This is a genomic window from Nocardioides islandensis (genome assembly GCF_015352455.1).
In the GTDB taxonomy this organism is placed as follows: domain Bacteria; phylum Actinomycetota; class Actinomycetes; order Propionibacteriales; family Nocardioidaceae; genus Nocardioides; species Nocardioides islandensis.
Genome location: NZ_JADKPN010000020.1, coordinates 31352 through 55885, shown reverse-complemented (window position 1 = coordinate 55885; position 24534 = coordinate 31352). Strand labels below are relative to the sequence as shown.

General features: G+C 73.0%; 22 protein-coding genes. 9 read left to right on the top strand and 13 right to left on the bottom strand.

What is annotated here, in order from left to right; all coding sequences use genetic code 11:
- Nucleotides 1–9 precede the first annotated feature (9 nt).
- From ISU07_RS22610 to ISU07_RS22585, 6 genes are all read right to left on the bottom strand, one after another.
- Nucleotides 10–1158 (bottom strand): glycosyltransferase, encoded by a 1149-nt coding sequence (locus ISU07_RS22610; protein WP_194709117.1) that lies wholly within the window; start codon nucleotides 1156–1158, stop codon nucleotides 10–12.
- A gap of 3 nt (nucleotides 1159–1161) precedes the next feature.
- A complete protein-coding gene (locus ISU07_RS22605; RefSeq protein WP_194709116.1) occupies nucleotides 1162–2643 on the bottom strand; it encodes an amino acid permease in 1482 nt (493 codons plus the stop codon).
- 278 nt (nucleotides 2644–2921) lie between these two features.
- Nucleotides 2922–4286: an FAD-binding oxidoreductase gene (locus ISU07_RS22600; protein ID WP_228522437.1), complete on the bottom strand. Its 1365-nt coding sequence runs from the start codon at nucleotides 4284–4286 to the stop codon at nucleotides 2922–2924.
- Nucleotides 4264–4593 (bottom strand): hypothetical protein, encoded by a 330-nt coding sequence (locus ISU07_RS22595; protein ID WP_194709114.1) that lies wholly within the window; start codon nucleotides 4591–4593, stop codon nucleotides 4264–4266. The genes ISU07_RS22600 and ISU07_RS22595 overlap by 23 nt, the downstream gene beginning before the upstream one ends.
- Before the next feature lie 54 nt (nucleotides 4594–4647).
- Nucleotides 4648–7410, bottom strand: a complete 2763-nt coding sequence (locus ISU07_RS22590; protein WP_194709113.1) for a helix-turn-helix transcriptional regulator — start codon at nucleotides 7408–7410, stop codon at nucleotides 4648–4650.
- Nucleotides 7411–7488: 78 nt separating this feature from the next.
- The gene (locus ISU07_RS22585) at nucleotides 7489–8400 is read right to left on the bottom strand and encodes a homocysteine S-methyltransferase family protein (protein WP_194709112.1); all 912 of its coding nucleotides are present in this window, start codon (nucleotides 8398–8400) and stop codon (nucleotides 7489–7491) included.
- Between the two features lie 88 nt (nucleotides 8401–8488).
- Here ISU07_RS22585 and ISU07_RS22580 point away from each other — a divergent pair, with 88 nt between their 5' ends.
- From ISU07_RS22580 to ISU07_RS22570, 3 genes are read left to right on the top strand one after another with little or no spacing between them, the layout of a single operon-like run.
- On the top strand, nucleotides 8489–8914 hold the full coding sequence (locus ISU07_RS22580; RefSeq protein ID WP_228522436.1) for a VOC family protein: 426 nt from the start codon (nucleotides 8489–8491) through the stop codon (nucleotides 8912–8914).
- On the top strand, nucleotides 8911–9270 hold the full coding sequence (locus ISU07_RS22575) for an ArsR/SmtB family transcription factor (RefSeq protein ID WP_228522435.1): 360 nt from the start codon (nucleotides 8911–8913) through the stop codon (nucleotides 9268–9270). Before ISU07_RS22580 ends, ISU07_RS22575 begins: the two co-directional genes overlap by 4 nt.
- Complete coding sequence (locus tag ISU07_RS22570) at nucleotides 9267–9758, top strand: SRPBCC domain-containing protein (RefSeq protein ID WP_194709111.1); 492 nt, start codon at nucleotides 9267–9269, stop codon at nucleotides 9756–9758. Before ISU07_RS22575 ends, ISU07_RS22570 begins: the two co-directional genes overlap by 4 nt.
- Here ISU07_RS22570 and dxs read toward each other — a convergent pair.
- From dxs to ISU07_RS22540, 6 genes are all read right to left on the bottom strand, one after another.
- Nucleotides 9710–11623, bottom strand: a complete 1914-nt coding sequence (gene dxs / locus ISU07_RS22565; RefSeq protein ID WP_194709110.1) for a 1-deoxy-D-xylulose-5-phosphate synthase — start codon at nucleotides 11621–11623, stop codon at nucleotides 9710–9712. The genes ISU07_RS22570 and dxs overlap by 49 nt on opposite strands.
- 169 nt (nucleotides 11624–11792) lie before the next feature.
- Nucleotides 11793–12902: a class I SAM-dependent methyltransferase gene (locus ISU07_RS22560; protein ID WP_194709109.1), complete on the bottom strand. Its 1110-nt coding sequence runs from the start codon at nucleotides 12900–12902 to the stop codon at nucleotides 11793–11795.
- Entirely contained in the window at nucleotides 12899–13588 is a 690-nt protein-coding gene (locus ISU07_RS22555; protein WP_194709108.1) for a hypothetical protein, read from the bottom strand. The genes ISU07_RS22560 and ISU07_RS22555 overlap by 4 nt, the downstream gene beginning before the upstream one ends.
- A gap of 53 nt (nucleotides 13589–13641) precedes the next feature.
- Entirely contained in the window at nucleotides 13642–16824 is a 3183-nt protein-coding gene (locus tag ISU07_RS22550) for an ATP-binding protein (RefSeq protein WP_194709107.1), read from the bottom strand.
- A 9-nt stretch (nucleotides 16825–16833) separates the two neighbouring features.
- Nucleotides 16834–17277 carry an NUDIX domain-containing protein gene (locus tag ISU07_RS22545; RefSeq protein ID WP_194709106.1) on the bottom strand — a complete coding sequence of 148 codons (444 nt, stop codon included), beginning with the start codon at nucleotides 17275–17277 and terminating at the stop codon, nucleotides 16834–16836.
- Between the two features lie 22 nt (nucleotides 17278–17299).
- Nucleotides 17300–17731, bottom strand: coding sequence for a hypothetical protein (locus tag ISU07_RS22540; RefSeq protein WP_194709105.1), 432 nt, complete (start codon nucleotides 17729–17731; stop codon nucleotides 17300–17302).
- A 136-nt stretch (nucleotides 17732–17867) separates the two neighbouring features.
- Here ISU07_RS22540 and ISU07_RS22535 point away from each other — a divergent pair, with 136 nt between their 5' ends.
- From ISU07_RS22535 to ISU07_RS22510, 6 genes are all read left to right on the top strand, one after another.
- Nucleotides 17868–18656 (top strand): GNAT family N-acetyltransferase, encoded by a 789-nt coding sequence (locus ISU07_RS22535; protein ID WP_194709104.1) that lies wholly within the window; start codon nucleotides 17868–17870, stop codon nucleotides 18654–18656.
- Between the two features lie 128 nt (nucleotides 18657–18784).
- Complete coding sequence (locus ISU07_RS22530; RefSeq protein WP_194709103.1) at nucleotides 18785–19702, top strand: ABC transporter ATP-binding protein; 918 nt, start codon at nucleotides 18785–18787, stop codon at nucleotides 19700–19702.
- Entirely contained in the window at nucleotides 19699–20520 is an 822-nt protein-coding gene (locus ISU07_RS22525; RefSeq protein WP_194709102.1) for an ABC transporter permease, read from the top strand. The genes ISU07_RS22530 and ISU07_RS22525 overlap by 4 nt, the downstream gene beginning before the upstream one ends.
- Nucleotides 20521–20581: 61 nt before the next feature.
- Nucleotides 20582–21922, top strand: coding sequence for a M20/M25/M40 family metallo-hydrolase (locus ISU07_RS22520; RefSeq protein WP_194709101.1), 1341 nt, complete (start codon nucleotides 20582–20584; stop codon nucleotides 21920–21922).
- Entirely contained in the window at nucleotides 21919–23010 is a 1092-nt protein-coding gene (locus ISU07_RS22515) for a DmpA family aminopeptidase (protein ID WP_194709100.1), read from the top strand. The genes ISU07_RS22520 and ISU07_RS22515 overlap by 4 nt, the downstream gene beginning before the upstream one ends.
- Nucleotides 23011–23263: 253 nt before the next feature.
- Nucleotides 23264–23494 (top strand): hypothetical protein, encoded by a 231-nt coding sequence (locus tag ISU07_RS22510; RefSeq protein ID WP_194709099.1) that lies wholly within the window; start codon nucleotides 23264–23266, stop codon nucleotides 23492–23494.
- Nucleotides 23495–23513: 19 nt separating this feature from the next.
- Here ISU07_RS22510 and ISU07_RS22505 read toward each other — a convergent pair whose 3' ends face one another.
- Complete coding sequence (locus ISU07_RS22505) at nucleotides 23514–24479, bottom strand: hypothetical protein (protein ID WP_194709098.1); 966 nt, start codon at nucleotides 24477–24479, stop codon at nucleotides 23514–23516.
- Nucleotides 24480–24534 lie beyond the last annotated feature (55 nt).

Genomic DNA, 24534 nt, shown 5'->3' with positions numbered 1-24534 from the left:
AACCCCACCCTAGTGACCGGCGAGTGCCTCCAGTCGGGGGACGACGGCGTCGAGGCCCGGCAGGGCGTCGATCTCCGCCCGGACGGTCCGCGCCCGCTCGCGGGCGTGCTCGTCCTGCAGGGCAGCCGTCACGGCCGCGGTCACCTCCGCCGGCGTGACCGTCGCGGCGTCCAGGACGCGAGCCAGGCCGAGCTCGGCGGCGCGCGCGGCGTTGTGGGGCTGGTCGGCACCGAGCGGGGTGAGCACCGACGGCAGCCCGTGCTCGAGCGCGCCCATGAGGCTGCCGGAGCCGCCGTGCGAGACGACCAGCGCGCAGCCGGGCAGCACGTCGACCTGCGGGACGTACCGCTCGACCCGGACGTGACCGGGCTGAGGCCCGAGTACCGCCGGATCGAGCTCGCGTCCCACGGTGACGAGCACGTCGGCGGGGACGTCGGCCAGCCCGGCCAGCAGGCGGTCGAAGAGGTCGATCGACTCGCCGTTGAAGATCGTCCCCAGCGTGACGTACACCGAGCGACCGTTCGCCTCCGGGACCACCGGACGCGGGCGGTACGGGAGGGCGGTGTCCGGCAGCGGTGCCGACGGGTGGCGGAACGACGGCGGGAAGGGCGAGAGGACGAGGTCCCGCCCGAGGGTCGCCAGGGAGGGATCCGGCGGGAGGCCCTGCTCGTCGCGGATCGCCTCCAGCACCGGGACGACCAGCTCGGGGCGGGGCAGCGTGCCCGCGGCCAGCACGAGGTGGGTCGCGCAGGGCACGCCGGCGGCCTCGGCGGCCATCGCGGTGCCGAAGTCCGTCTCGTCGCGGACGACGACGTCGGGCCGCCAGGCCCGGAGGTGCTCGGCCACCGCGACGACGTGCCGCCGGGTGGCCTTGCCCGCGAAGTTCTCGGCGAACTCCACCTCCGTGGCGTGCCGGTCCACCGGCACGACGGGGATCCGCTCCGTGGTCGGCCCCGTGGTCGGCCCCGTGGTCGGCGCCGCCGGCGGTCTCGGTGCGCTGGTCGGCAGCGCCGTAAGGCCCTCCGCCGCGACGCGCGCCACCGGGCCACCGGACCCGGCGACTGCCACCTCGTGCCCGGCCGCCGCCAGCGCACGAGCCACCGGCAGCAGCGGGTCGAGGTGGCCGGACCCGCCGACGAAGGTGAGGAGAGCGCGCACCGGCTACCGGGAGTAGTCGGGCGCGGGCTCGCCCTGGCCCTGGCCGACGCGGCTGTTCTTGTAGCCGTAGGTGAAGTAGATGACGAAGCCGATCAGCATCCACACCAGGAAGCGGATCCAGGTCTCGGTGGTCAGGTTGACCATCAGGAACAGGCAGATCGCCGCCGACAGCCAGGGCAGGAACGGCGAGGCCGGGACCTTGAACGAGCGCGGCAGGTCCGGGCGCTTGCTGCGCAGGATCGGGATCGCGATCGACACCAGGAAGAAGGCCGTCAGCGTGCCGATGTTGACCATCTCCTCGAGCTTTCCGACCGGGGTCAGCGAGGCGACGATGGACACGACGACGCCGATCGCGATCGTGAGCCGCACCGGCGTCCCGGTCCGCTGCGAGACGTGGCCGACGACCTGAGGGAGCAGGTTGTCGCGGGCCATCGCGAACGTCACCCGGACGGCGCCGATGATGAGCGTCATCACGACGGTGGTCAGGCCCGCGACCGCACCCGCCGAGATCAGGGTGGCGTAGCCGTCCTTGCCCTGGTCGATGAACGCCTGGGCGAGCGCGGCGTCGGGGTTGATCTCGTCGTACTTGACCATGCCCGTGATCACCAGCGCGACCGCGACGTACAGGATCGTGCAGATCACCAGCGACCCGATGATGCCGCGAGGCAGGTCCCGCTGCGGGTGGGCGGCTTCCTCCGCGGTGGTCGCCACCACGTCGAAGCCGATGTAGGCGAAGAACACCAGCGAGGCCGCGAACAGCACGCCACCGACGCCGTACGCCGCGGGTGAGCCCGTGACCAGCTGCAGGACCGGCGTGGTCAGCCAGTGCGTGCCGCCCTCGACCGGCTCGGACGGCGGGACGAACGGGTGGTAGTTGTCGGTGTCGATGAAGCCGATGCCGGCCACGATGACGAACAGGACGATGAACAGCTTCACGGCGACCAGCACCAGGTTGACGCGCAGCGACTCCTTGATCCCGTAGGACACCAACGCGGTCAGGACCAGCACCAGCACGAACGCCGGCAGGTTGAAGGTGTCGCCGTAGCCGAGCCCGGACGGCCACGAGACGCCGATCTGGTCGAGGAACGTCTCGAAGTACGACGCCCAGCCCTGCGCGACCACCGACGCGCCCAGCATCAGCTCGAGCAGCAGGTCCCAGCCGATGATCCAGGCGATCATCTCGCCGAGGGTGGCGTAGGAGAACGTGTACGCCGACCCGGACACCGGCACGGTCGAGGCGAACTCCGCGTAGCAGAGCGCCGCGAGACCGCAGCAGACCGCCGCCAGCACGAACGAGAACACCACGCCCGGCCCGGCGTTGGCCTGGGCCACGCGCCCGGTCAGCGTGAAGATGCCGGCCCCGATGATGACGCCGACGCCGAAGACGGTCAGGTCGAGGGCCGTCAGCCGCCGCTTGAGCCGGAACTCGGGATCCTCGGTGTCCTTGAGGGACTGCTCGATGCTCTTGGTGCGGAGGACGTCCATCCCGGGACCCTAGTGGGACGCGGGGCCGGCCTGTCCAGGGTCGTCTCGCGTGGTTGGCTACTCGGCGTGACCGACCTGGGGTCGTGGGACCGGATCGCCCTCGACGAGCTCGCCTCCCTCCTCGGCGGCGTCTCCGCCCCGTGGTGGCTGGCCGGTGGGTCACGACGACCACGTGGTCGATGGTCGTCCTCGTCCGCGATGAAGCCGTCCACCGACACCGAGGCGTACATGACCACCTCGCCCACGAGGCCTCCTCTGCTTCTGGGTGAGCACCAACGTCACGGTGCAGGTGTGACATTCTGGTTCAGGCTGAAGACATTGTGCGGGTCGTAGCGGGCCTTCAGTGCGCGGAGCCGGGCAAGGCGGTCGCCGAACGCACCCGGCACGTGGGCACCGTCCGCGTCGGGCTCGTAGTTGACGTAGCCCCCGCGCGAGTGCGGCTCGAGTGCGGCCGCGGTGTCGCGTGCCCAGGCAACGCAGCGGTCCTGGTCGGCGGGGTCGGTCCAGTTGGCTGCGATGAGGACGTCGTAGCTCGCGTCGCGATGTGCGAAGGCTCCGTCACCTGCCGCGATCGCGCCCCCCATGTGCTCCACGATGAGCTCGAGGGCGGGCGGCGCCCAGAAGTCGCTGGCCCGGTCGACCAACACGTCGATGACCGCGTCGGTCAGGTCGTCGAGGAAGCACGATCGCCAGTAGTGGTACTCACCGCGCGGGTATCCCGCGTCCACTCTGCTCTGCTGCTCGGTGTAGGGCAGGGGTCCCAACGCATCGAGCAGCGGCTCGCCCACCGCGGCCTTGACGGGGTCGAGGAGGCGTGCGCCCTCGGCCGGATCGCCGGCGTAACAGGCGGCGACCGCGGCCACGGGCGAGCCGTCTGGAGCCGCGGTCGCGGCCGCGTACGCCGTCAGCTCGTCCGGAGCCCTGCGGGTCAGCTCCCGGAATGCCTCCAGGACGGCACGCCGGTGCTCGCGAGCGAACATCACGCCCCCGCCGTACACCGTCGGACCGACCGGATGCAGTCGGTACTCGAACGAGGTGACGATGCCGAAGTTGCCCCCGCCGCCCTTGAGGGCCCAGAAGAGATCCGGGTTCTCGTCCGCGCTCGCGGTGACGAGGCGGCCGTCGGCGGTGACCAGATCGACAGAGAGCAGGTTGTCGCAGGCGAGCCCGTGCTTGCGCATCAGCCATCCGATCCCACCGCCCAGCGTCAACCCGGCGATCCCGGTCGTGCTCACGACCCCGAGCGTGGTGGCGAGACCATGCTCCTGGGTCGCGCGGTCGAACTCGGCCCCCGTCACCCCTGGCTCGGCCCGCGCGACACGTGCCTGCGCATCGACGCTCACCGTGCGCATCAGGCCGAGATCGATGAGCACACCATCGCTGCACGTCGAGAAGCCGGCGACGCTGTGCCCGCCTCCGCGCACCGCGACGGGGAGGTCGTGACCCACCGCGAAGCCCAGGGCTCGCTGCACGTCGGCCACGTCGAGGCAGCGGGCGATCAGTGCCGGCCGCCGGTCGACCGTCCCGTTCCACACCCTCCGCGCCTCGTCGTACCCCGTCTCACCGGGCACCAGCACCTGGCCGCGCATGGCTTCGCGCAGCCCCCGGACGTCGGCCCCGTCACCTCGCTTGGTATCGGACATGCTCGTCATATCCACGCCACCTCCGGCTCGCTTCTGTGACAACTTCGACGCGCTGCATGCGGTCGAACGGGTACCCGCCGCGCCGGCTGACCTCGAGTACGTCGTCCTCCTCGCCGGCCTCGAACAGCGTGAGCACGACCTCGTCGGCCGGGACCCAGGTCGAGCTCACGATCCGGATCGGGATCCCGTCGCGCGAGAGCTCTCCTGCGGCGCGACAGAGGTGCTCCTCCGCCGTCGCGACGTCCGCCCGCCCGGCACCAGGCCAGTAACGCTCCATCAGGAAGGTCTCCTGCAGTGCGGGCTCCACGTGACGACGGTAGGGAGGCGAAGGAACGCCGTAATCGGGGAACTCCCTCGATGGTCAGCCGTTCGGGGCGCTCGAGGTGGAGGTCGGCTCACGCTGGACCGACAACCTCGCCACCAGCTCCGCGCGGGAGCGGACGCCGAGCTTCCGGTAGGAGCGCGAGAGGTTCGCCTCGACCGTCTTCCTGCTCACGGACAGCGAGGCGGCGATCTCCTGGTTGGTGCATCCCTGCGCGACCAGCGCCGCCATCCGCCGCTCGACCGGGGTCAGGTCGACCTGGGCCGCCGAGCGCACCCCGATGCGCGCGATCTCCGAGCGCGCCCGCTCGGCCCACAGGGTCGCGCCGCGACCCTCGAAGAGTGCGAGGGCCTGCTCGAGCGTCTCGCGGGCGACCGCCCGCCGTCTCATCCTGCGCTGGACGATGCCGCGGGTCAGCAGCGTCCGACCGAGCTCGAGCGCCATGGGCAGCCGCTCATGTGCGGCCAGCGCCCGTTCGAGGGTCGCGTCCGCCTCGTCGAGGTCGTTCCTCGCCGCCTGGACCAGCGCGCGGGACCGGGCACCGGTGGCCACCGTCCAGGGTCGGTGGGTCGCTCGGGCGACCTCGTCCATCCACCCTGCGAGGTCCTCGGCGCGCGCCAGGTCCCCCAGTGCGACGAGGGCCTCGATCTCGTCGGGCACCATGTGACAGTCACCGAACTCCCGGTTCCAGCGCGGCCGCATCAGGTCGGTCGCCTCGCCCAGGAAGGCTCGGGCGGCTTCGTGGTTGCCGAGCGACAGCTCGACGAACCCGAGGACATGGAGATTCTGCATCCGGAAGACCACGTCCTCCGCGCGCAGCGCCTCCACCAGACCCGCCTCAGCCAGGTTCCGGGCCTCGTCGACGTCGCCGAGGCACGCGCGCGCCATCGCCTCGACGTACAGAGGTGCGCCCGGTCGGTCGAGGTGCTGTCGCAGCTGGAGGCTCTCCTCGGCGTGTTCGATCGCGGCGATCCAGTCCCCGGCCCACACGTCGAGCTCGGCCAGATGGAACCGGTGCGTCGATGCCGAGTAGAGGTCGCCGGTCTCCATGGTCTCGTCGAGCAGGAGTGTGAGCAGCGACCGGGCCTCGTCGTGCTCGTCGTTGTCCATCACGACCTTGGCCAGGTGACTGCGCGGGGAGGATGCCCCGGCCGAGCCGTCGAGTGCGATCGCGCGCTCGAAGAGATCGCGACGTACGCCTCCGCCGCCGCAGTAGGTCCAGTGGGCCAGCTCGGCGAGAGCCATGCCCAGTGCCTGGTCGTCGCCGCTGCCCTCCGCGAGCTCGACGCCGAGCCCGGCGTGGTGCTCGGCCGCCGGAACGTCGCCCAGGAAGTAGGAGATCGCGCCTCTGGTCCGGTGGATCCGGCTGGCGACAGCCTGATCGGTGCCGGCGTCCTGGAGCGCTCGGTCGCACAGCGCGATGCCTTGGCCGAGCGGCGTGGAGAGCTCCGCCAGCCACCGCAGCGCCTCGGCTCGTCCCGGGCCCGCGGGCGCATCGGCGACGGCGCGTTCGAAGAGGGCCCGCGCACGGGCGCGGTCACCGGCGGCCATCGCGTGCACGCCGGCCGCGGTAGCGCGCCGGAAGGACGCGCCGCGATCGCCCGGAGGAGTGAAGTCCAGGGCCCGCTGCGCGTAGGTCGCCGCCACGTCCGTGGCACCCCTCCGAGCCACGCGGGTGGCCGCGTCCTCGAGCGCCTCGGCCAGCGCCTCGTCGGGCTCGGGTGACGTGAGTGCGAGGTGCCGGGCCCGCTCCTCGGGATCCCGGACGGCACCGGCGAGCTCTCGATGCAGCATCCGCCGCTCCGCCGCCGTCGCCGCGCCGTACACCGTGGCCGCCATCAGCGGATGGCTGAACCTCACGATCCCGTCGCTGGAGTCGACGACGCCGGCGGTCTCCGCCCGGGCGAGGTCGCGCTCGACCGGCCGGTCGCACGCCTCCTGCAGCTCCTGCACGCTCGGTGCCGCCATCGCGGCCGCGATAAGCAGCACCCGCCGAGTGCCGTCGGGCAGGTCTTCCAGGCGTCTGCGGAGCAGGTCACCGAGGCGCTCCGGAACCGGCAGGTGCCCGACGTCGGCAACCCCGCCGCGATCGATCCACGCTCGCGCGAGCTCGAGGCTGAAGAACGGGTTGCCCCCCGACGTCTCGTACACCCGCACGAGGGCCGGCCGCGCGAGCGTGACGCCGAGCCGAGCGTGCACGAGCTGGTAGGTCGCGCCCAGCGACATCGGCGGGACCGCGAGCCGCGTCACCGGAAGGCCCTCGATGAGCTCGTCAGCCAGCCGGTCCCGACGCCGGGTGACGACAACCGCGACCGGTTCGGCGTCGAGGCGTCGCAGCGCGAACCCGAGTGCCTGCCTGGTCGGCATGTCGAGCCACTGAGGATCGTCGATGGCGACCGTGGTCGGCGCCGAGCGAGCGAGCGTGCGAAGGACGCCCAACACCGCGACGGCAACGGCCCCCTGGCGAACGGCTGCGTCGGACGACGTGCGCATCAGGGCGGCATCGAGCGCCCGACGCTGGGGCTCCGGCAGCTCGGCCGCGCTCTCGTCCACCCACGAGCCCAGCAGATCGATCAGGCCCGCGAAGCCGATTCCGGCCTCGTTCTCGGTGGGTTGGCAGGCGAGCACGCGATGCCCACGCTCCTCGGCCGCACGCACGGTCTCGCGCCACAGCGAGGACTTGCCGATGCCGACCTCTCCCTCGATGAGCAGCGCGGTCAGCCGTCCGCCGGCCGAGTCCAGGAACGCACGGATCGACGCGAGCTCCATGTCGCGTCCGACCGTGCCCTGCGCGGAAGTCATGACACGGCGATTGTGGCTGTGCTGGAAGGGGTGAGCAACGGCGTGTCTCCCGGTGGGAGGCACGCGTCGTCAGGTACGTCAGCCCACGCCCCACAGCGCGGCGACGTGGCGGCTGTCGGTGCCGCAGCAGCCGCCGACGATGCGCAGGTTCGGCAGCCGGTCGCGCAGGGCGTCGGTCGAGACGCGCAGCTCGGCGGGGTCGCCCTCGTCGAGCTCGGGAGCCTCGTCGAGCTCGTGGTGGGACATCCGGCTGGCGTTGGGCCGGAGGCCCTCGATCCGGGAGAGCCAGGCGCCATCACCCTCGAGGCCCGGGGCGACGTGGGTCGGGTGGGCGCAGTTGACGACGAAGTAGTCGGGGCGCGCCTCGGCGTCCACGCGCTCGATCGCGTCGCGCAGCGGCGTGCCGTCCGGCAGCCGGCCGTCGGTCTCGACGGTGAACCCGACGGCGGCGGGCAGCCCGGCGTCGCGGACCGCGCGCACGAAGCCGATCGCCTCGCCGGCGCCGGTGAGGGTCAGCACCGTGGCCAGGTCGGCGCCCGCGGCGGCGGCGGAGCGGGCCTGCGCCGCGTGGTACTCCGCGGCCTCGTCGGGGTCGGCGTCCTCGCCCGCGACGTAGCCGTCGCCGCGGGGACCGTGCAGCCCCCCGACCTTCACATCGGCGAGTCCGAGCTCGGAGCGGTAGCGGTCCCGCAGTCCGTGCAGCAGCTCGACGGCGGCCCGGTTGACCCGGTCGAGCGCGACGGCGTCGTACCCGACGACCGCGCCCCAGTCGGGGTTCGCCCGCCAGGTCGGCGCCTCGAGCATCAGCCCGGTGCCGGCCTTCGCCGCCACCGCGGCGTACCCGTCGTAGTACTGCGTGAGCAGCTCGCGGCCGCGATCGTCCTCGACGAGCGGGAACGACGCGAACTCCGGGAGGTCCGCGCCGTGATGGAAGATCAGGTCGGTCTCGAGGCCTCCGTCGGTGACGTACCGGTCGACTCGCTGGGTCATGGCTGTTTCTAGCAGTCCTTGACACGCACGTCTCCCCCTGTTAGAAACCAACTAGTTATCTAACTACTTGGTTTCCAAAGGAGATCCCATGACCACCACACCCACCCCTCTGAACGCCGGCGAGATGCGGCTCGAGCTCGTGCACATCCCCGTCACCGACGTCGACCGGGCGCGTGACTTCTACGTCCAGCAGTGCGGCTGGGTGCTGGTCACCGACCACGTCCAGATGGAGGACATGCGGATCGTGCAGATCGTGCCGCCCGGCTCGCACTGCGGCATCCTGCTCGGCCGCAACATCCCGGGGATCACCGACATGGCTCCCGGGTCGCAGAAGGGCATCCACCTGGTGGTGCCCGACGTGACGGCCGCCCGCGACCGGCTGGTCGGCAACGGGGTCGAGATGGGCGAGATCCAGGACCTCGGCGGCGTGCTCTACTCCGGGTTCGAGGACCCGGACGGCAACATGTGGCTCCTGCAGCAGTGGCCGCACGGAGGGACCCACGACTACTCATGACCACCATCGCGATGGCTGCGCCGGCCCGCGACCCGCTCAGCCTGGTGTTCGCCGCGCTGGCCGACCCGACGAGGCGCGCGATCCTGGCCCGCCTCACACGTGGGCCGGCCTCGGTCGGCGAGCTCGGCGAGCCGTTCTCGATGTCCGGGCCGGCCGTCTCCAAGCACCTGCGCGTGCTGGAGAGGGCCGGCCTGATCAGCCGGTCGAAGGTCGCCCAGTCGCGGCCGGCCACGCTGGAGGCCGCGCCCCTGGAGCAGGTGGCCGCCTGGGCCGAGGAGTTCCGCGTGTTCTGGGAGCAGCGCTTCGACCGGCTCGACGACTACCTGGCCACCATGACCGACGAGGAGGACGAGTGACGCTCCCCTGGCCGGCCACCTTCACGGTGGCCACGCCCGACGACACCTCGATCCTGGTGCGCCGCGAGTTCGGCGCTCCTCCCGCGCGCGTCTGGCGCGCGATGACCGAGCCCGTCCACATGAAGCAGTGGCTCGGCGACCCCGACTTCCCGCTCACGACCTGCGAGATGGACGTCCGCGTCGGCGGCCGCTACCGCTGGGTGTTCGGTTCCGGCGAGCGGACCATGGGCGTCTCGGGCACCTTCGACGAGGTCGAGCCGCACTCCCGGCTGGTGACCATCGAGCAGTTCGACGACTTCCCCGGGCCGAGCACCAACACGCTGCTCCTCTCCCCCGCCGGCGACGACCGGACCGCGATGACGCTGACGGTCGTCTACCCGACCCGCGAGATCCGGGACGGCTGGGTCGCCTCCGGGATGACGGAGGGCCTCGGCGTGGGCTACGAGAGGCTGGACGAGGTGCTGGGGGACGAGCTCTCCGCCGGCTGACCCGACAGGGCAGCCATGTCCTCGACGATCCCCCGGGCCAGCGCCTGCGGCGCGAGCCCGATGCGCTCGAGGATGACGGCCCGCTTCGCGTGGCCCAGGAACTCCTGGGGAATGCCGTGCAGCCGGAAGGGCGTGGTCACCCCCGCGTCGTTCAGGGCCGTCAGCAGCATCGCGCCGCAGCCGCCGACGCGGCCGTTGTCCTCGAGGCTGACGAGGAGGCGGTGCTCGCGGGCGAGCTCCACCAGCGCGGGGTCGACCGGCTTGACCCAGCGCGGGTCGACGACGGTGACGCCGATGCCCTGGGCGACGAGACGCTCGGCCACGTCGACGGCCGTCGCGGCCATCGCACCGTGGGAGACGATCAGCACCTCGCGGGTGCCGTTGCGGACGAGCACGTCGCAGCCGCCGCGCTTGCCGACCGCCTCGATGTCGGCGGGCGGCACACCCTTGGGGAACCGGACGACCGTCGGGGCGTCGGCGACCTCGACCGCCTCGTCGAGCAGCTCGCGCAGGCGGGCCGGGTCGCGCGGCGCGGCCAGCCGGAGGCCGGGCACGACCTGCAGGATCGACATGTCCCACATCCCGTTGTGGCTGGCGCCGTCGTCGCCGGTGACGCCGGCGCGGTCGAGCACGAAGGTCACGCCGCACTTGTGCAGCGCGACGTCCATCAGGACCTGGTCGAAGGCGCGGTTGAGGAACGTCGCGTAGAGCGCGACGACCGGGTGCAGCCCGCCCATCGCGAGCCCCGCGGCCGCGGTGGTCGCGTGCTGCTCGGCGATGCCGACGTCGAAGGTGCGCTCGGGGAACCGCGCCTGGAAGTGGTGCAGCCCGACCGGGTGCATCATCGCGGCGGTGATGGCCACGACGTCCTTGCGCCGTTCGCCGAGGCGCACCATCTCGTCGGCGAAGACGTCGGTCCAGATCCGCTCACGAGGGGTCTCGACCCCGCTGTCGACGTCGAACGGCCCGGGCGAGTGGAACTGGTCGGCCTCGTGCAGCTCCGCCGCGTCGTACCCGAAACCCTTGCGCGTGATCGCGTGCACGATCACCGGTCCGTTGAAGCGCTTGGCGCTGGCCAGGGACTGCTCGAGCGCCGCGCGGTCGTGGCCGTCGACCGGGCCGACGTACTTGAGGCCGAGGTCCTCGAAGAGGCCCTGCGGGGCGAGCGCGTCCTTGAGCCCCTTCTTCATGGCGTGGAGCGCATCGTACGCCGCGGGGCCGACGCCCGGGACGGCGTTGAGGCGCTTCTTGACCTGGTCCAGCAGCGGCTCGTAGCGGGGGTTCGTGCGCAGCCGGGTCAGCGCGTTGGTCAGCCCGCCGATCGTGGGCGTGTACGAGCGGCCGTTGTCGTTGACGACGATGACCAGCCGGCTCTGCGGCGACACGGCGATGTTGTTGAGCGCCTCCCAGGCCATGCCCCCGGTCAGGGCGCCGTCGCCGATGACCGCGACGACGTGCCGGTCCTCGCCGCGGATGGCGTAGGCCTTGGCCAGCCCGTCGGCGTACGAGAGGGCCGTGGAGGCATGGGAGTTCTCGACGACGTCGTGCTCGGACTCCGACTGGCTCGGGTACCCGCTGACGCCGCCCTCCTGGCGCAGCTTCTCGAACCCGGGCATCCGGCCGGTGAGCAGCTTGTGCACGTAGGCCTGGTGCCCGGTGTCGAAGACGACGCGGTCGCGCGGGGAGTCGAAGGTCCGGTGGATGGCCATCGTCAGCTCGACGACGCCGAGGTTCGGGCCGAGGTGGCCGCCGGTCCGCGCACAGGTCCTGACGAGGAAGTCGCGGATCTCGGCGGCCAGCCCGTCCAGCTCGGAGGGGGTCAGTCCGCGCAGGTCGCGGGGGGACTCCAGCTGCTCCAGACGCACCCGATCACTGTAACGAGCCGATGGTGGTCGAGCCGGGCGAGCCCCTGGGCGAGCCCGAGTCGAGACCCCGGAACACGAACGGGGGTCTCGACGCGCTCGGCCGTGGCCGGCCTCGCGGTGGTTCCTGAGGAGCCGAGGAACGAGGCGTCTCGAAGGGCTCGACCAGCGGCTACGGCCTGAGCACGAAGAACCGGAAGACGTCGTGCTCGATGGGGGCGATCTCGACCTCGGCGTACCCCGCCCGGGCGGCGTACTCGCGCATGGTCGACGGCCGGAACAGCGCGCCGGTGGCGGCCGAGCCCTCCTGCGAGCGGCCGACCGGCAGGCAGTGCAGGACGCTGGAGGCGGCCAGCAGCCGCTCGACGTCGCTGCCGCCGGCGGCGAACTCCTCCTCGGCGCGCTCGTCCACCACCACGACCACCCCGCCGGGCCGCAGCGCCGCACGGACGGCGGCCAGCGACTCGACCGGGTGGGCCATGTCGTGCAGCGCCTCGAGGTAGAAGGCCACGTCGTAGCTCCCCCCATCAGATGACCAGTCCAGCGGGGTGTCGGCGTCGGCCACCTCGAACCGGACGCGGTCCGCGACGCCCGCCGCCTCGGCGTTCTCCCGGGCGTCCATCACCGAGGCGTCGTCGCTGTCGACGCCGAGGACCTGGAGGTCGGGGTACGCCGTGGCGAGGGCCACCGACGAGAAGCCGGTGCCGCAGCCGAGGTCGACGGCGCGGGCGCCGGCGCGCGACAGCAGCTCGCCGACGCCGGGCAGCGCGGGCACCCACTCCTGGGCCAGCTGGTCGCGCCAGCCCGCTCGGTTGAAGAGCGCCTGCCCGATCCGGACGTCGTCGCCGTAGGCGCCGAACGGGATGCCCTGGCCGGTGCGGTAGGTGTCCGGCAGCCGGGTCATCACCTCGGCGAGGCCGCCGACGAGGAGGGCCATGGCGCCGGCGTACAGCGGTGACTCGTCGTCGCCGAACGTCGCCGACTGCTCGGCGTCGAGCCCGTAGACCCGACCGGCGGCGTCGCCGTCGTCGACGACCGTGACGAGGCCGGCGATGGCCTGCTGCTCCAGCCACTCCCGGGCGTACCGCTCGTCGGTCCCGGTCGCCTCCGCGAGCCCAGCCGCGGTGCGCGGCGCGGCGAGGGCGGCGTACAGCCCGAGCCGGACGCCGAGGTACACGGTCGCCAGCTCGAGGGCGCCGAGCAGGCTCTCGAAGACCCGGCCGGTGACGGCGCCGGTGACGGCGCCGGTGACCTCCTGGGTGCTCTCGTCGACGGCGGTCATCGGACCGTCTCCTCGACCCGCGGGCCCAGCGCGCCGGTCTCCTCGAGGACGCGCGCCTCGGTCTCGGCGCTCCAGTTGCCGGCACAGGTGATGGCCAGCCGCTGGATCCTCCCGTCCTCCAGGGTGACCAGCATGACGCCGGCCGCGAGGGACGGGGTGCCGTGGGTGCGGTAGGCGTACTCGACCACGAACCCGTCGAACGTCGCGTGCGAGCGCCACAGCTCGATGTCGCGTCCGGGCGCCTCGGCGCGCAGCGCCTCCTCCAGGGCGGCGGCGCCGGTCGAGCGCACCCGGCCGTGCGGGACGAGGATGTCGAGGTCGACGTCGTCGGCGAAGAGGCCGGGCACGGCGGTGGACGTCTCCAGCGCGGTGCGCAGGGCGTCCTCGCCGCTGTTCCACTCGGGCAGTACCGGCTCGAGGTTGTGGAAGACGACCTCGCCGGTCGCCAGGGCCATCGCGTCCTGGGCGAAGGCGTCGGTCTCCGGGAGGTGGGAGTTGACCATCGCCGACTCGTAGGAGTCGAACCAGTCGAGGGCGACGTACTGACCCGGGTGGTCGCGGTCGCCCCAGAGCTGGCCGCCGACACTGGTCCGCTTGCCCGTGGAGTCGACGACCCACTGGTGCTCGCGCTGGATGAACTCGTCGATGCGATCGGTGCTGAACGTGATGACCTGCAGGAAGCCCATGGCCGTTCCTCTCTGGTGGGGTGTCTCTCACCCCGCAGGCGTGGGATCCGGCCTCACGATGTGGGTCCGGCGTCGGACACGACCTCCCACGCCTGGGGGCGCTCGGGCGAGTACGAGCAGAAGGTCCCGGTGCGCACCGACGCGCGCAGGTGCCGGCCGAGGTCCGGGTGCACCCGCTCGACACGGCTCACGGCGTCCCGGATGCGCGAGGTGACGGTCGTCCGGGCCCGCTCGGCGGGGTCGCCGGCCTTGCGGGGCCGGCCGCCGAGGCCGTACGCGCCGGTCAGCTCGGCGACCAGGAAGTCCCGCTCCTCGGTGGCCCGGGCCAGCGCGTCGTCGTCCCGGTCCGCCTCCGCGTCGGCGATGCGCTCGTCCAGGTCGGTGAGGCGCTGGCGGTACGCCGCCCTGGCCCGGTCGTCGAGCACCTCGCCGAGGTCGCCCTGCACGGGTGCCGCGCCGGCCGCGGGCCCCACCAGGTCCAGCACGTGGACCTCCTCCCCCGGCCGGGACAGCAGCCTGGCGAGGTCCGCCATGCCCTTCACGGGAGGGACGTCGGCGGTCCTGGCCAGGTACGTGACCGACCAGCCCGCCCCCGTACGCCGCCAGGTGGCGGCCGTCTGCGACGGCGCGGTGCTCGCCTCGCCGCCCGCCAGCCGCTCGAGGATCCCGGCGTCGCGGTAGAAGGCCTCGGCCAGCCGGGCCTGCTCGTCGCGGCGCACGGCGTCGCCCGGTGCGTCGCGGCGCCGCAGCAGCTCGGCGTACTGGCGCCGCGTGTTGGCCAGCGCCAGTGGCGCACCGACACCGGCGTTCGCCACGAGCGCCCGCTCGAAGTGCGCCTCGGCGGCGTCGTGGTCACCGGCGAGCATGGCCAGCACCCCGAGCGGTCGTTCGACCGACCCCATGAACCCGGCGCCGATGCCGTCGACGAGGAAGAGGTGGCCGTACGGCGCCAGCTCGTCGTAGACCAGCCGCGCCGGCTCGCCGCGGACGTCGCCCTCGAGCAGTCCCTCGGTCACGCCGAAGAGGTTCGGCAGCCACTCCTTGTCCCGCGGGAGCTCGGCCAGCAGCCGCGGGACGTGCGGCAGGGCGCGAGCGCGCGTGGCGGGGTCCTGCCCGTGGTACAGCGCGACGAAGTTGCCGCCGTCCGGCGCGATCTCGGCGTGCTCGCCGAAGGCGGCCGTCACCATCCGCATCGACGCGACCGTCGAACCGCGCTCGATCAGGGTCCACGCCCGCTGCACGATCGCCAGGGCGGCGGCGTTGCGGCTGTCCGCGGGGCCGGCCATCGACCCGACCTCGTCCGCACAGCGCGCCATCGTCGCCAGGTCGCCGACCACGTGGGCGGCCAGGCCACGCCAGAGCGGGACGTAGAAGGAGTACAGCGGCTGACCGAGACGGTCCGCCAGCGCGCCGAAGGCCCGGACGTCGGCGTCGGCATCGAGCAGCGCACCGCGCTCCCACCGGGCGATCACGCGCAGCCGCAGGCCCAGGAGCTCCAGCGCCGGGTCGCGCAGCTGCCGGGCCACGGCGACGACCTCGGTCGCCTCGGCCTCGCGCAGGTCGACGTGGTCGGGGCCGGCGAAGGCGTCGCAGTGCGCCGCCAGGGCTGCACCGAGCGCCCGCGCGTCGCCGGTCGCCCGCGCGAGCGCGACGGCCTCGTCGGCGAGCGCGGGGATCCGCCCCGACTCCTCGGTGAACGCCAGTCCCCCGGCCAGCCGCGCCATCAGGTGGACGCGCAGGGCGGGCTCGTCGTCACCCAGCGCCGCGAGCGCCTCGGCGAGGAGGTCGTTCTGCTCGCGGTCGAACAGGCGCACCTCGAACCCGCCCAGCCCGGCCGCGAACCCGAGCGCCGCCTCGGCGAGCGCCACGGCGTCGGAGGACCGTCGTGCGTGGTCGGCGGCCTCCTTGTAGAGCACGCGGGCGCCCTCCAGGTCGCCGGCGTCGAGCAGCGCCGCGCCGGCCCCGCGCAGCAGGCGGGCCCGGCCGGGGTCGCCGGCGGGCACCAGGTCCAGGGCCTGGCGGTACAGCCGCGCGGCGTCCTCCCACGCGTACGCCTCCCGTGCTGCGCGCGCGGCGTGCTCCACGGCATCGACGACCCGGTCCCGGTCGGACACTGGCAGCGCCCTGACGAGATGACCGGCCACCTCCGCCGGCAGCAGGCCGGGAGCATCGGCCGCGGCGAGGTGCAGCTCGCGGCGGCTGGCGGCCGGCGTGGCGTCGTACACGGCATCGCGCACCAGCGCGTGCGACAGCACCAGCCGGTCGCCCTCCTGCCGCGCCAGCCCGCTGGCGACCAGCGCGTCGACGGCGGCCGTCAGGTCCGCTCCGGAGAGGCCGGCCAGGCCGCCCATCGCCTCCAGCCCCGCCCCGGGGCCGAGCACGGCGGCGACGGTCAGCGCGCGCTGTGCCGGCTGAGGGAGCCGCGCCACCCGTCGCCGGATCGTGCCCTGCGCGGTGTCCGGCACCATCGCCGAGACGGCTGCGCCGCGGGCCGCGGCGAGCCTGGCCATCTCGGAGACGAACAGCGGGTTGCCCCCGGTGCGGGACGCGACGGTCGTGGCCTCGTCCGCGTCGATGCGCTGCCCGCCGGTCGCGGCGACCAGGGCGACGACGTCGTCGGCACCGAGGCCCGCCAGCGGCCAGGACTCGCCGGCCGCGGCGATCTCCCCGGCCAGCGCCGCGCGGTCCGAACCCGGCGCGACCTCGTGGTCGCGCCACGCACCCACCACCAGCACCGGCCGGTCCGCCAGTCCGGAGGTGAGGAAGCGCAGCAGGTGCAGGCTGCCCTCGTCGGCCCAGTGCAGGTCGTCGAGGAGCACCACCACCGGGAACTCGGCCGCCAGCCCGTCGAGCACGGCCTGCACCCCGTCGAAGAGCGGGAACCGGTTGGCCCGCGGCTCGTCGTCCATCGCCGGGTGCGCGTCCGCCACCAGCTCGGCGGCCTGCCGGGCCCGGGCGCCGCCGAGCGCGACCAGCGACTGCGGGTCGCCCGCGGCGGCGTGCCTGAGCACCTGGGTCCAGGGCCAGAACGCGGGCGCACCGGCCGACTCGTCGGCCGCCGCACCGCGCAGCACGGCGGCCCCGCGGTCGCGAGCCCGCCGTCCGATCTCGGTCAGCAGCGTGGTCTTCCCGATGCCGGCGTCGCCGCGCACCCACAACAGCCCGCCGCGCCCGTCGCGCAACCCGTCCAGCAGGGCATCGGCCCGCTCGAGGACGGAGGTACGTCCGAGCAGCACGCGTCCAGGCTAGTGAGAGGTGAGGTCCCTGTAGAGGTCCGACAGCAGGAACGCCGGCAGGATCACCGCGGCTCCCTTGGTCAACCGCAGCCCCGGCACCGTCCCCGGGTCGACGAACACGATCCGCCGGCCCTCGTGGCACACGATGTCGCCGTCCTCGAGGTCGGTGGCCGCGGCGTACACCGCCATCAGGTCCCACGTGCCGTAGGCGGCGGTGTGGTCGACCTCGAACTCGCCGAACCAGCGCAGGCTGCCGGGCACGGCGGCGACCTCGGTCTCCTCGGTGAGCTCGCGGTACGCCGCGGTCTCGACGTCCTCGCCGGGGTCGACGTGGCCGCCGACCAGCCCCCAGCAGTCGGGGTCGATGCGCGGGTGCTCGTCGCGCTCCTGGAGCAGGACCCACCCCCTCGGGTCGACCAGCAGCACGCCCGAGAAGTGCCGTCGACCATCCACGGGTTCACCCTAGAGAGCGCCCCTACAGCCGTGCCGTGTAGCGCCGGCCACGGATTGCCTCCTCCACCAGCCCGACCGCCCGGCGCAGCCCGACCAGGCGGGCCTGCTCGAGCTGCCAGGTCTGCACCGCGGCCTCGACCACGTCGAGGTCGGCCACGTCGCGCAGGTCGGCGCGCGTCTCGCTCAGCCCGCGCGCCGCGGCCGCCTGGCCGGCCTCGACGTGCATGAGCGCGAACCTCGCCAGCACCACCAGGTGCCGGCGCAGGCCGGGGTAGCCCCGCCAGTCGGCCGGACACAGGTCCAGCAGCCACTCCGCCGCGGTCGCCTCCCACCCAGGCGCCCCCGGCGGCCGCACCTGGGCCGGCCAGCCCGCCGGCGCGAACCCCTCGGTGCCGGGCGTGCGGGACACACCCGCTCCCTTGCGCTGCTCCTCGTGCACGAACCCCCACGCCATCTCGCCAGTGTCGATCGAACACGTGTTCGAAGTCAATGAGACGAGCAGTCGAGCACGAGGTACGAGGTCGCACGAGCGCGGGTCTCGTGACGGGCGGCGGCGCGCCCTCCTCGACCAGCGGGCTACGGTGCCCGCCATGGACATCCAGGGACTCGGGTGGCGGACGGACATCGCCCTGCTGGAGGTCTCCGGCAGCACGGTCGAGGACCGGGGCGACCACCTCGTCGTACGGACGCCCGACAACCCGACGTTCTGGTGGGGCAACTTCCTGCTGCTGGCCGGGCCGCCGGCCGACGCGGCCGATGCCCGGCAGTGGCTGGGCGCGTTCGAGGCGGAGTTCCCGACGGCCAGGCACCGCGCGTTCGGGATCGACGGTACGGCGGGCAGTGCGGCCGACTCGTCGTCCTTCACCGACCTCGGGCTGGACTCCGAGCTCTCGAGCGTGATGACGGCGACGTCGGTGCACGCGCCGCCGAGGCCGAACCACGAGGCGACGTACCGCCCGCTCGACTCCGACGACGACTGGGCTCAGCAGGTCGAGCTGACGATGGTGGGTGAGTCGATCGGGTACGACCTGGAGTTCAGCGAGGGACGCACCCGACAGTTCCGCCGGCTGGTCGACGCGGGGCACGGGCAGTGGTGGGGAGCGTTCGAGGACGGGCGGCTGATGTCCTCGATGGGGCTGTTCCGCGCCTCCCCCGGGCTGGCCAGGTTCCAGACGGTCAAGACGCACCCGGACGCCCGCGGCCGGGGCCTGGCCGGGACGCTGGTGCACGAGATCAGCCGGTTCGGCTTCGCCGACCTCGAGGCCGAGACGCTGGTGATGGTGGCCGACCCCGCGTACCTCGCGATCCGCGTCTACCGGAGCGTCGGGTTCACCGACTCCGAGGTCCAGGTGGGCGTCGAGCGCAAGCCGGAGGGGTAGCCCTCGGGCACACCTCTCGGGCCTACTTCTCGGGGTCCGACCCTGACCCCACTCAGGGTCGAAGTCAGGTCCGCGCCAGGGCTCGTCCCCGAAGCGGTGGGGGCCTCCGGTCAACCAGGCTGACGCCCATGATCACCGTCTCCCACCTGACCAAGACGTACGGCGGCTTCCGCGCCGTCGACGACGTGACGTTCAGCGCCCAGCCCGGCCGGGTCACCGGCTTCCTGGGCCCCAACGGCGCCGGCAAGTCCACCACCATGCGCATCATGGTCGGGCTCACCCCGGCGTCCTCCGGCGAGGCCACCATCCTCGGCCGCCACTTCTCCGAGCTGCCCAACCCGGGGCGTGAGGTCGGCGTGCTGCTCGACGCCTCGGCGCAGCACGCCGGCCGCACCGGCCGCGAGATCCTCACCCTGGCCCAGCGCACCATGCGGATGCCGAAGTCCCGGGTCGAGGAGATGCTCGCCCTCGTCAGCCTCACCGACGAGGAGGCCGGCCGCCGGGTCCGCGACTACTCCCTCGGCATGCGCCAGCGCCTCGGCATCGCGGCCGCCCTCATCGGCGACCCGGAGGTGCTGATCCTCGACGAGCCCGCCAACGGCCTCGACCCGGCCGGCATCCGGTGGATGCGCGACCTGCTGCGCGGGTACGCCAACCAGGGCGGCACCGTGCTGCTGTCCAGCCACCTGCTGCACGAGATCGAGGTCATCGCCGACGACATCATCGTGATCGGGCAGGGCCGCGTGGTCGCCCAGGGCACCAAGCACGAGCTGCTCGAGGCCGCCGGTACCTACGTCCGCGCGACCGACCCGGCCCGTCTGGCCGCGGCGCTGGTCGCGGCCGGTCACCCGGCCGAGCAGTCGCAGCAGGGCCTGCGCACCGACGCCTCCACCGACGAGGTGGGCGACATCGCCCTGGCCGCCGGCATCGCCCTCCGCGAGCTGCGGCCGGCCGACGGCGCCGGCCTCGAGGAGATGTTCCTCGCCCTCACCGCCGACACCCAACGAGACGACACCCACGACCTCCAGCAAGGAGCAGCAGCATGAGCACCGCCACCATCCCCGTCACCACCTCCACGGTGGAGCGGCCCGCGCACGCCGAGCGCCCGACGTACGCACCGATCCCGATGCGCACGGTCATGGGCGTCGAGCTCCGCAAGATGTTCGACACCCGCTCGGGCTTCTGGCTGATGTCCAGCGTCGTGATCCTGGCCGTCATCGCAACCGGGTCCGTCATCCTGTTCGCGCCGGACGACCAGATCACCTACGACAGCTTCGCGGGCGCCATCGGCATCCCGATGACGATCGTGCTGCCGATCATCGCGGCCCTCTCGATCACCAGCGAGTGGAGCCAGCGGACCGGGCTGACCACCTTCACGATGGTGCCGAGCCGCAGCCGCGTGGTCGCGGCCAAGCTCGTCGACACCGTGCTGGTCGGGATCGTCTCGATCCTGGTCGCCCTCGCGGTCGGCGCGCTCGGCAACGTCGTCGGCAGCCAGCTGGCGGGCGTGCCCACGACCTGGGACATGACCGTCAGCGAGGTCCTCTACATCCTCGCCGGCAACGGGCTCGGCCTGCTGATGGGCTTCGCCCTGGGCGTGCTGTTCCGCAACTCGGCGGCGGCCATCGTGGGCTACTTCGTGTACGCCATGGTGCTCCCGACCCTCTCGGCCCTGCTGGCCGGCGCTCAGGACTGGTACGCCGACGCGCAGCCGTGGGTGGACTTCCAGTGGAACCAGACCGGCCTCTTCGACGGCGGCTACGGACCCACGCAGTGGGCTCAGCTCGCCGTGACCGGCACCGTGTGGCTGCTGCTGCCGCTGGCCTTCGGCCTCTGGCGCGTGCTGCGGTCCGAGGTGAAGTAGCCCGACTCGTGAAAGGCCCGGCCCACGGGGGGCCGGGCCTTTCGCGCGCTAGCGTCCCGGCATGGATCCTCTCCACACCGAGGTCGTCGAGCTCGCCCGCGACATCATCCGGCTGGACACCAGCAACGCGTTCGGCGTGCACGAGGGGAACGAGACGCTGGTGGCGCGGCACCTGGCCGACTACCTCGAGGACGCCGGTGTCGAGTGCGAGCTGGTCGCCCGCGAGGGCTTCGACCACCGTGCGAACCTGGTGGCCAGGGTCCCAGGAACCGACAGGAGCACGGCGCCCAGCCTGGCCTTCGTCGGTCACACGGACGTCGTCCCGGTCGACGCCCGCGACTGGACCCAACCGCCGTTCGAGGCGCTCGTCGACGACGACGGCTACCTCTGGGGCCGCGGCGCCATCGACACCAAGGGCCACGTCGCCGCCCGCGCCGTCGCGATCAAGGAGCTCGTCCGGTCCGGGTGGCGGCCGCGGGGAGACCTCTGGCTGCTCGCCGTGGCCGACGAGGAGGACGGGATGGCGGACGTCGGCATGAGGTGGCTGCTCGACGCCCGGCCCGACATCCGCCCGGACCGCAGCGTCAACGAGGGCGGGGGCGAGCGCCTCGAGCTGGTCGACGGACGCACCCTGGTCGGACTGGCGATCGGCGAGAAGGGCACCTTCCCCGCTCGGGTGACGGCGCTGGGCGAGGCCGGGCACGCCAGCACCCCGAGCAAGGCCGACAACGCCGTGCCGCACCTGGGCGAGGTGCTGGCCCGCATCGGGCGCGGCCTGCCGGCGCCCGTCGAGCACCCGCTGGTCGCCCGGATGCTCGAGGTGCTTCTCGGTAACTCCTACGCGGCCGGCGACGACCTCCCCTCCGCGCTCGCATCCGCCGCCCGTCTCCACCCCGAGCTCGAGCACTGGCTGCCGGCCCTGGCGGGCACCACCCTGGCGCCGACGCGGGTCGGCGCCTCCGACGCACTCAACGTGATGCCGAGCCGGGCCTGGGTCGAGCTCGATTGCCGCATCCTCCCGGGCACCTCCGAGGCGGACGTGGAGGCGGCGGTCCGCGAGCGGATCGGCGACGGCATCGCCTACGACCTCTCCTGGCCCGACAAGCTCATCCCCGGCAGCGCCTCCCCGCCCGACGGGCCCGTGGTCGCCGCGATCCACGAGTGGGTGACGGCGCAGATCCCCGACGCCCGGCTGTTGCCCAGCCTGGGCACCGGGTTCACCGACTCGAGCTTCCTGCGGGCCGCGGGCTGCCAGGCGGCCTACGGCTTCCAGCCCTTCCTGACCACGCCGCTCGAGGTGCTCGAGTCGGGTTACCACAACGCCGACGAGCGGGTGCACGTGGACGACCTGGAGGCGTCCGTGCGGTTCCACCTGCACCTGGCGAGGACGTTGCTGTCATGAGCGACCGGCCCCGCGCCCGCGACCTCGGCATCGTGATCGGCACCCTCGAGCCCGGCGAGCACGACGCCATCACCGACGTACCGGGCGTCCGCGTCGGCCACACGACGGTCGTCGAGGGCGACGACGTCCGCACCGGCGTGACCGTGGTCGTGCCGCACGACGGCAACGTGTGGAGCGACCCGGTGTACGCCGCCTACCACCGTCTCAACGGCAACGGGGAGATGACGGGGCTGCCGTGGCTGGAGGAGGTCGGCCTCCTGCACTCCCCCGTCGGCATCACCAACACCCACAGCGTCGGGGTCGTCCGCGACGCGCTCGTCGCGCTCGAGGTGTCCGAGCTGCCCGAGGGCGTCGAGGCGTGGGCCTTGCCCGTCGTCGCCGAGACGTGGGACGGCACCCTCAACGACGTCGACGGCTTCCACGTCACCGCCGAGCACGCGAAGGCGGCGTACCAGGGGGCCTCGGCCGGCCCGGTCGCCGAGGGCTCGGTCGGCGGCGGCACGGGCATGGTGTGCCACGACTTCAAGGGCGGGATCGGTACGGCGTCCCGCAGGGCGGGCGAGCACACCGTCGGGGTGCTGGTGCAGGCCAACCACGGGCGGCGCGAGCGCTTCAGCGTGAACGGCGTGCCGGTGGGGCTGGAGGTCGGCCTCGACGTCGTGCCCGGCACCGACGCGTCGCTGCCGCCGGGCAGCGGCTCGATCATCGGCATCGTCGCGACGGACGCTCCCCTGCTGCCGCTCCAGTGCCGCCGGCTGGCCCAGCGCGCGTCGTTCGGCGTCGCCCGGACCGGCGGCGTGGGCGAGAACTCCAGCGGCGACCTGTTCCTGGCGTTCGCGACCGGCAACCGCGGGTTCGCCCGGCTCGACGGCGACCCGACAGTCGTGGCCAGCGTCCGGACGCTGTCGAACGCCGCCATGAACCCGCTCTTCGACGCCGTCGTGGAGGCCACGGAGGAGGCCATCCTCAACGCGATCCTGGCCTCGCCGACGATGCGGTCGCGCGGCCGGGCGGCGTACGAGCTGCCGCACGACCTGCTGCTGGCCGCGCTCGCTACGTACGGGCGGCCGGCTACTCCGGCGCGCTGACGAATCCGACCCGCCGGGCCAGGGCGCTCACCTCGCGCCGCGACGCCGTCTGGGTCTTCCTGAGCAGGTTGGGGACGTGCACGCTCCTCCGCGCGGCCGGACGGCACGGGTCCCGCCGGTCCCATGCCCTGAGTGTGGCCCGTGCGGATCTGAGGGGTCGAGGGACTTGATCTGAGGGGTTCCTCCGGATCCGGGGTGGTCGACCTCAGCAACAGCCTGAGGTCACCGATCCACCACCACCAAGGAGAACGACATGAACACCCAGCAGATCACCCGGACCGCGACCTTCGTCACCACCGTCGTCATGGCTGCCTCGGTCGTCGCGACCGCGCCGGCCTTCGCCGAGCACCCCGCCGACGGGCGCCGTACGGGCACCGGCGCGACCACCTCCTGGACGATCCCGTTCCAGGCGATCGGCGGCCGGACGGTGGCCGAGTACCTCGCGGACCACCAGGCCAGGAACTTCCCCGCCGCTCAGCTCTGACCGGTCACCATCGGGCGCCTCACGGGTGGGCCAGGCGGATCCACTTCTCCCTGGCCCAACCACCGGCGCAGTCGTCCTGCACCAGCGTTCCGCTGAGGAACGTGGCTCCGTTGTCCAGCGATCCGAGCGAGGCCAGCACCAGCCGGTCGCCGGTGCTGCAGGTCGCGGAGTCGGACCCGCTCTCGAACGTCATCCGCGTGAGGGAGTCGTTGGTCGACCACCGACCCTGGTCCACCGCGTCACCGAGACCGCCCAGGACCAGGTACCGCCCCTCCGGCAGCACCTCGAGGAGGTGCTCGCCTCCGCCTTGCTGGAACCAGTCACCCACCAGGTCCTGCATGCCGCTGGGCGGGCGTCGGTTCGCTCCGTTCAGGCCGACCCCGGCGAGGCCGGGGTTGGTCCGCGGCAGCAGCTGCTCCATGACCCACTGCCCGTTCTGCTCGGGTGTGCAGTTGTCGGTCCCGGGCTCGGTGTGCAGCAGGCGCAGGGAACCGGGCTCGGGCACGGACGCCGCCATCACGATCGACTGGCCGGCGCAGCCGTACGTCCCGTCGGTGACCTCGAGCGTGATCGAGTCCTTGTCGAGGGAGTACGTGCCCACCAGCGCGGCTTGCTCCGAGAACGTCCGGCCGGTCTTGTCCATCCGCACGACACCGTCCGCACCGAAGGCCATCAGCAGCTGGCCGTTGTCCAGCCGCCACACGCCCTCGACCGCTTCCAACGTCGGCGCGTCACCGACGAGGAAGGCCTCCTCGACTGCGGTCCGATCTGTGTCCGTCGACTCCGACGCGGTCGGCGACGGTCCGGGCGGTGCCGGTTCCGGGTTCGCGTCCTGGCCGTCCCGAAGCACCTGCCACCCGGCCGCCCCGACGACGACAGCCGCGACCGCGGCTGCGGCGACGACGACCCGGACGTCCCGCCGCCGTCGGCTCCGGACACCCTCGGCGACGGCCGTGCGCCCTTGTCGCATGTCCTGATCGGTCACGGTGATCCCTCCTGTCACTGCTGCGATGTCCCGCGCAAGGCGCTCCTCGATAGTG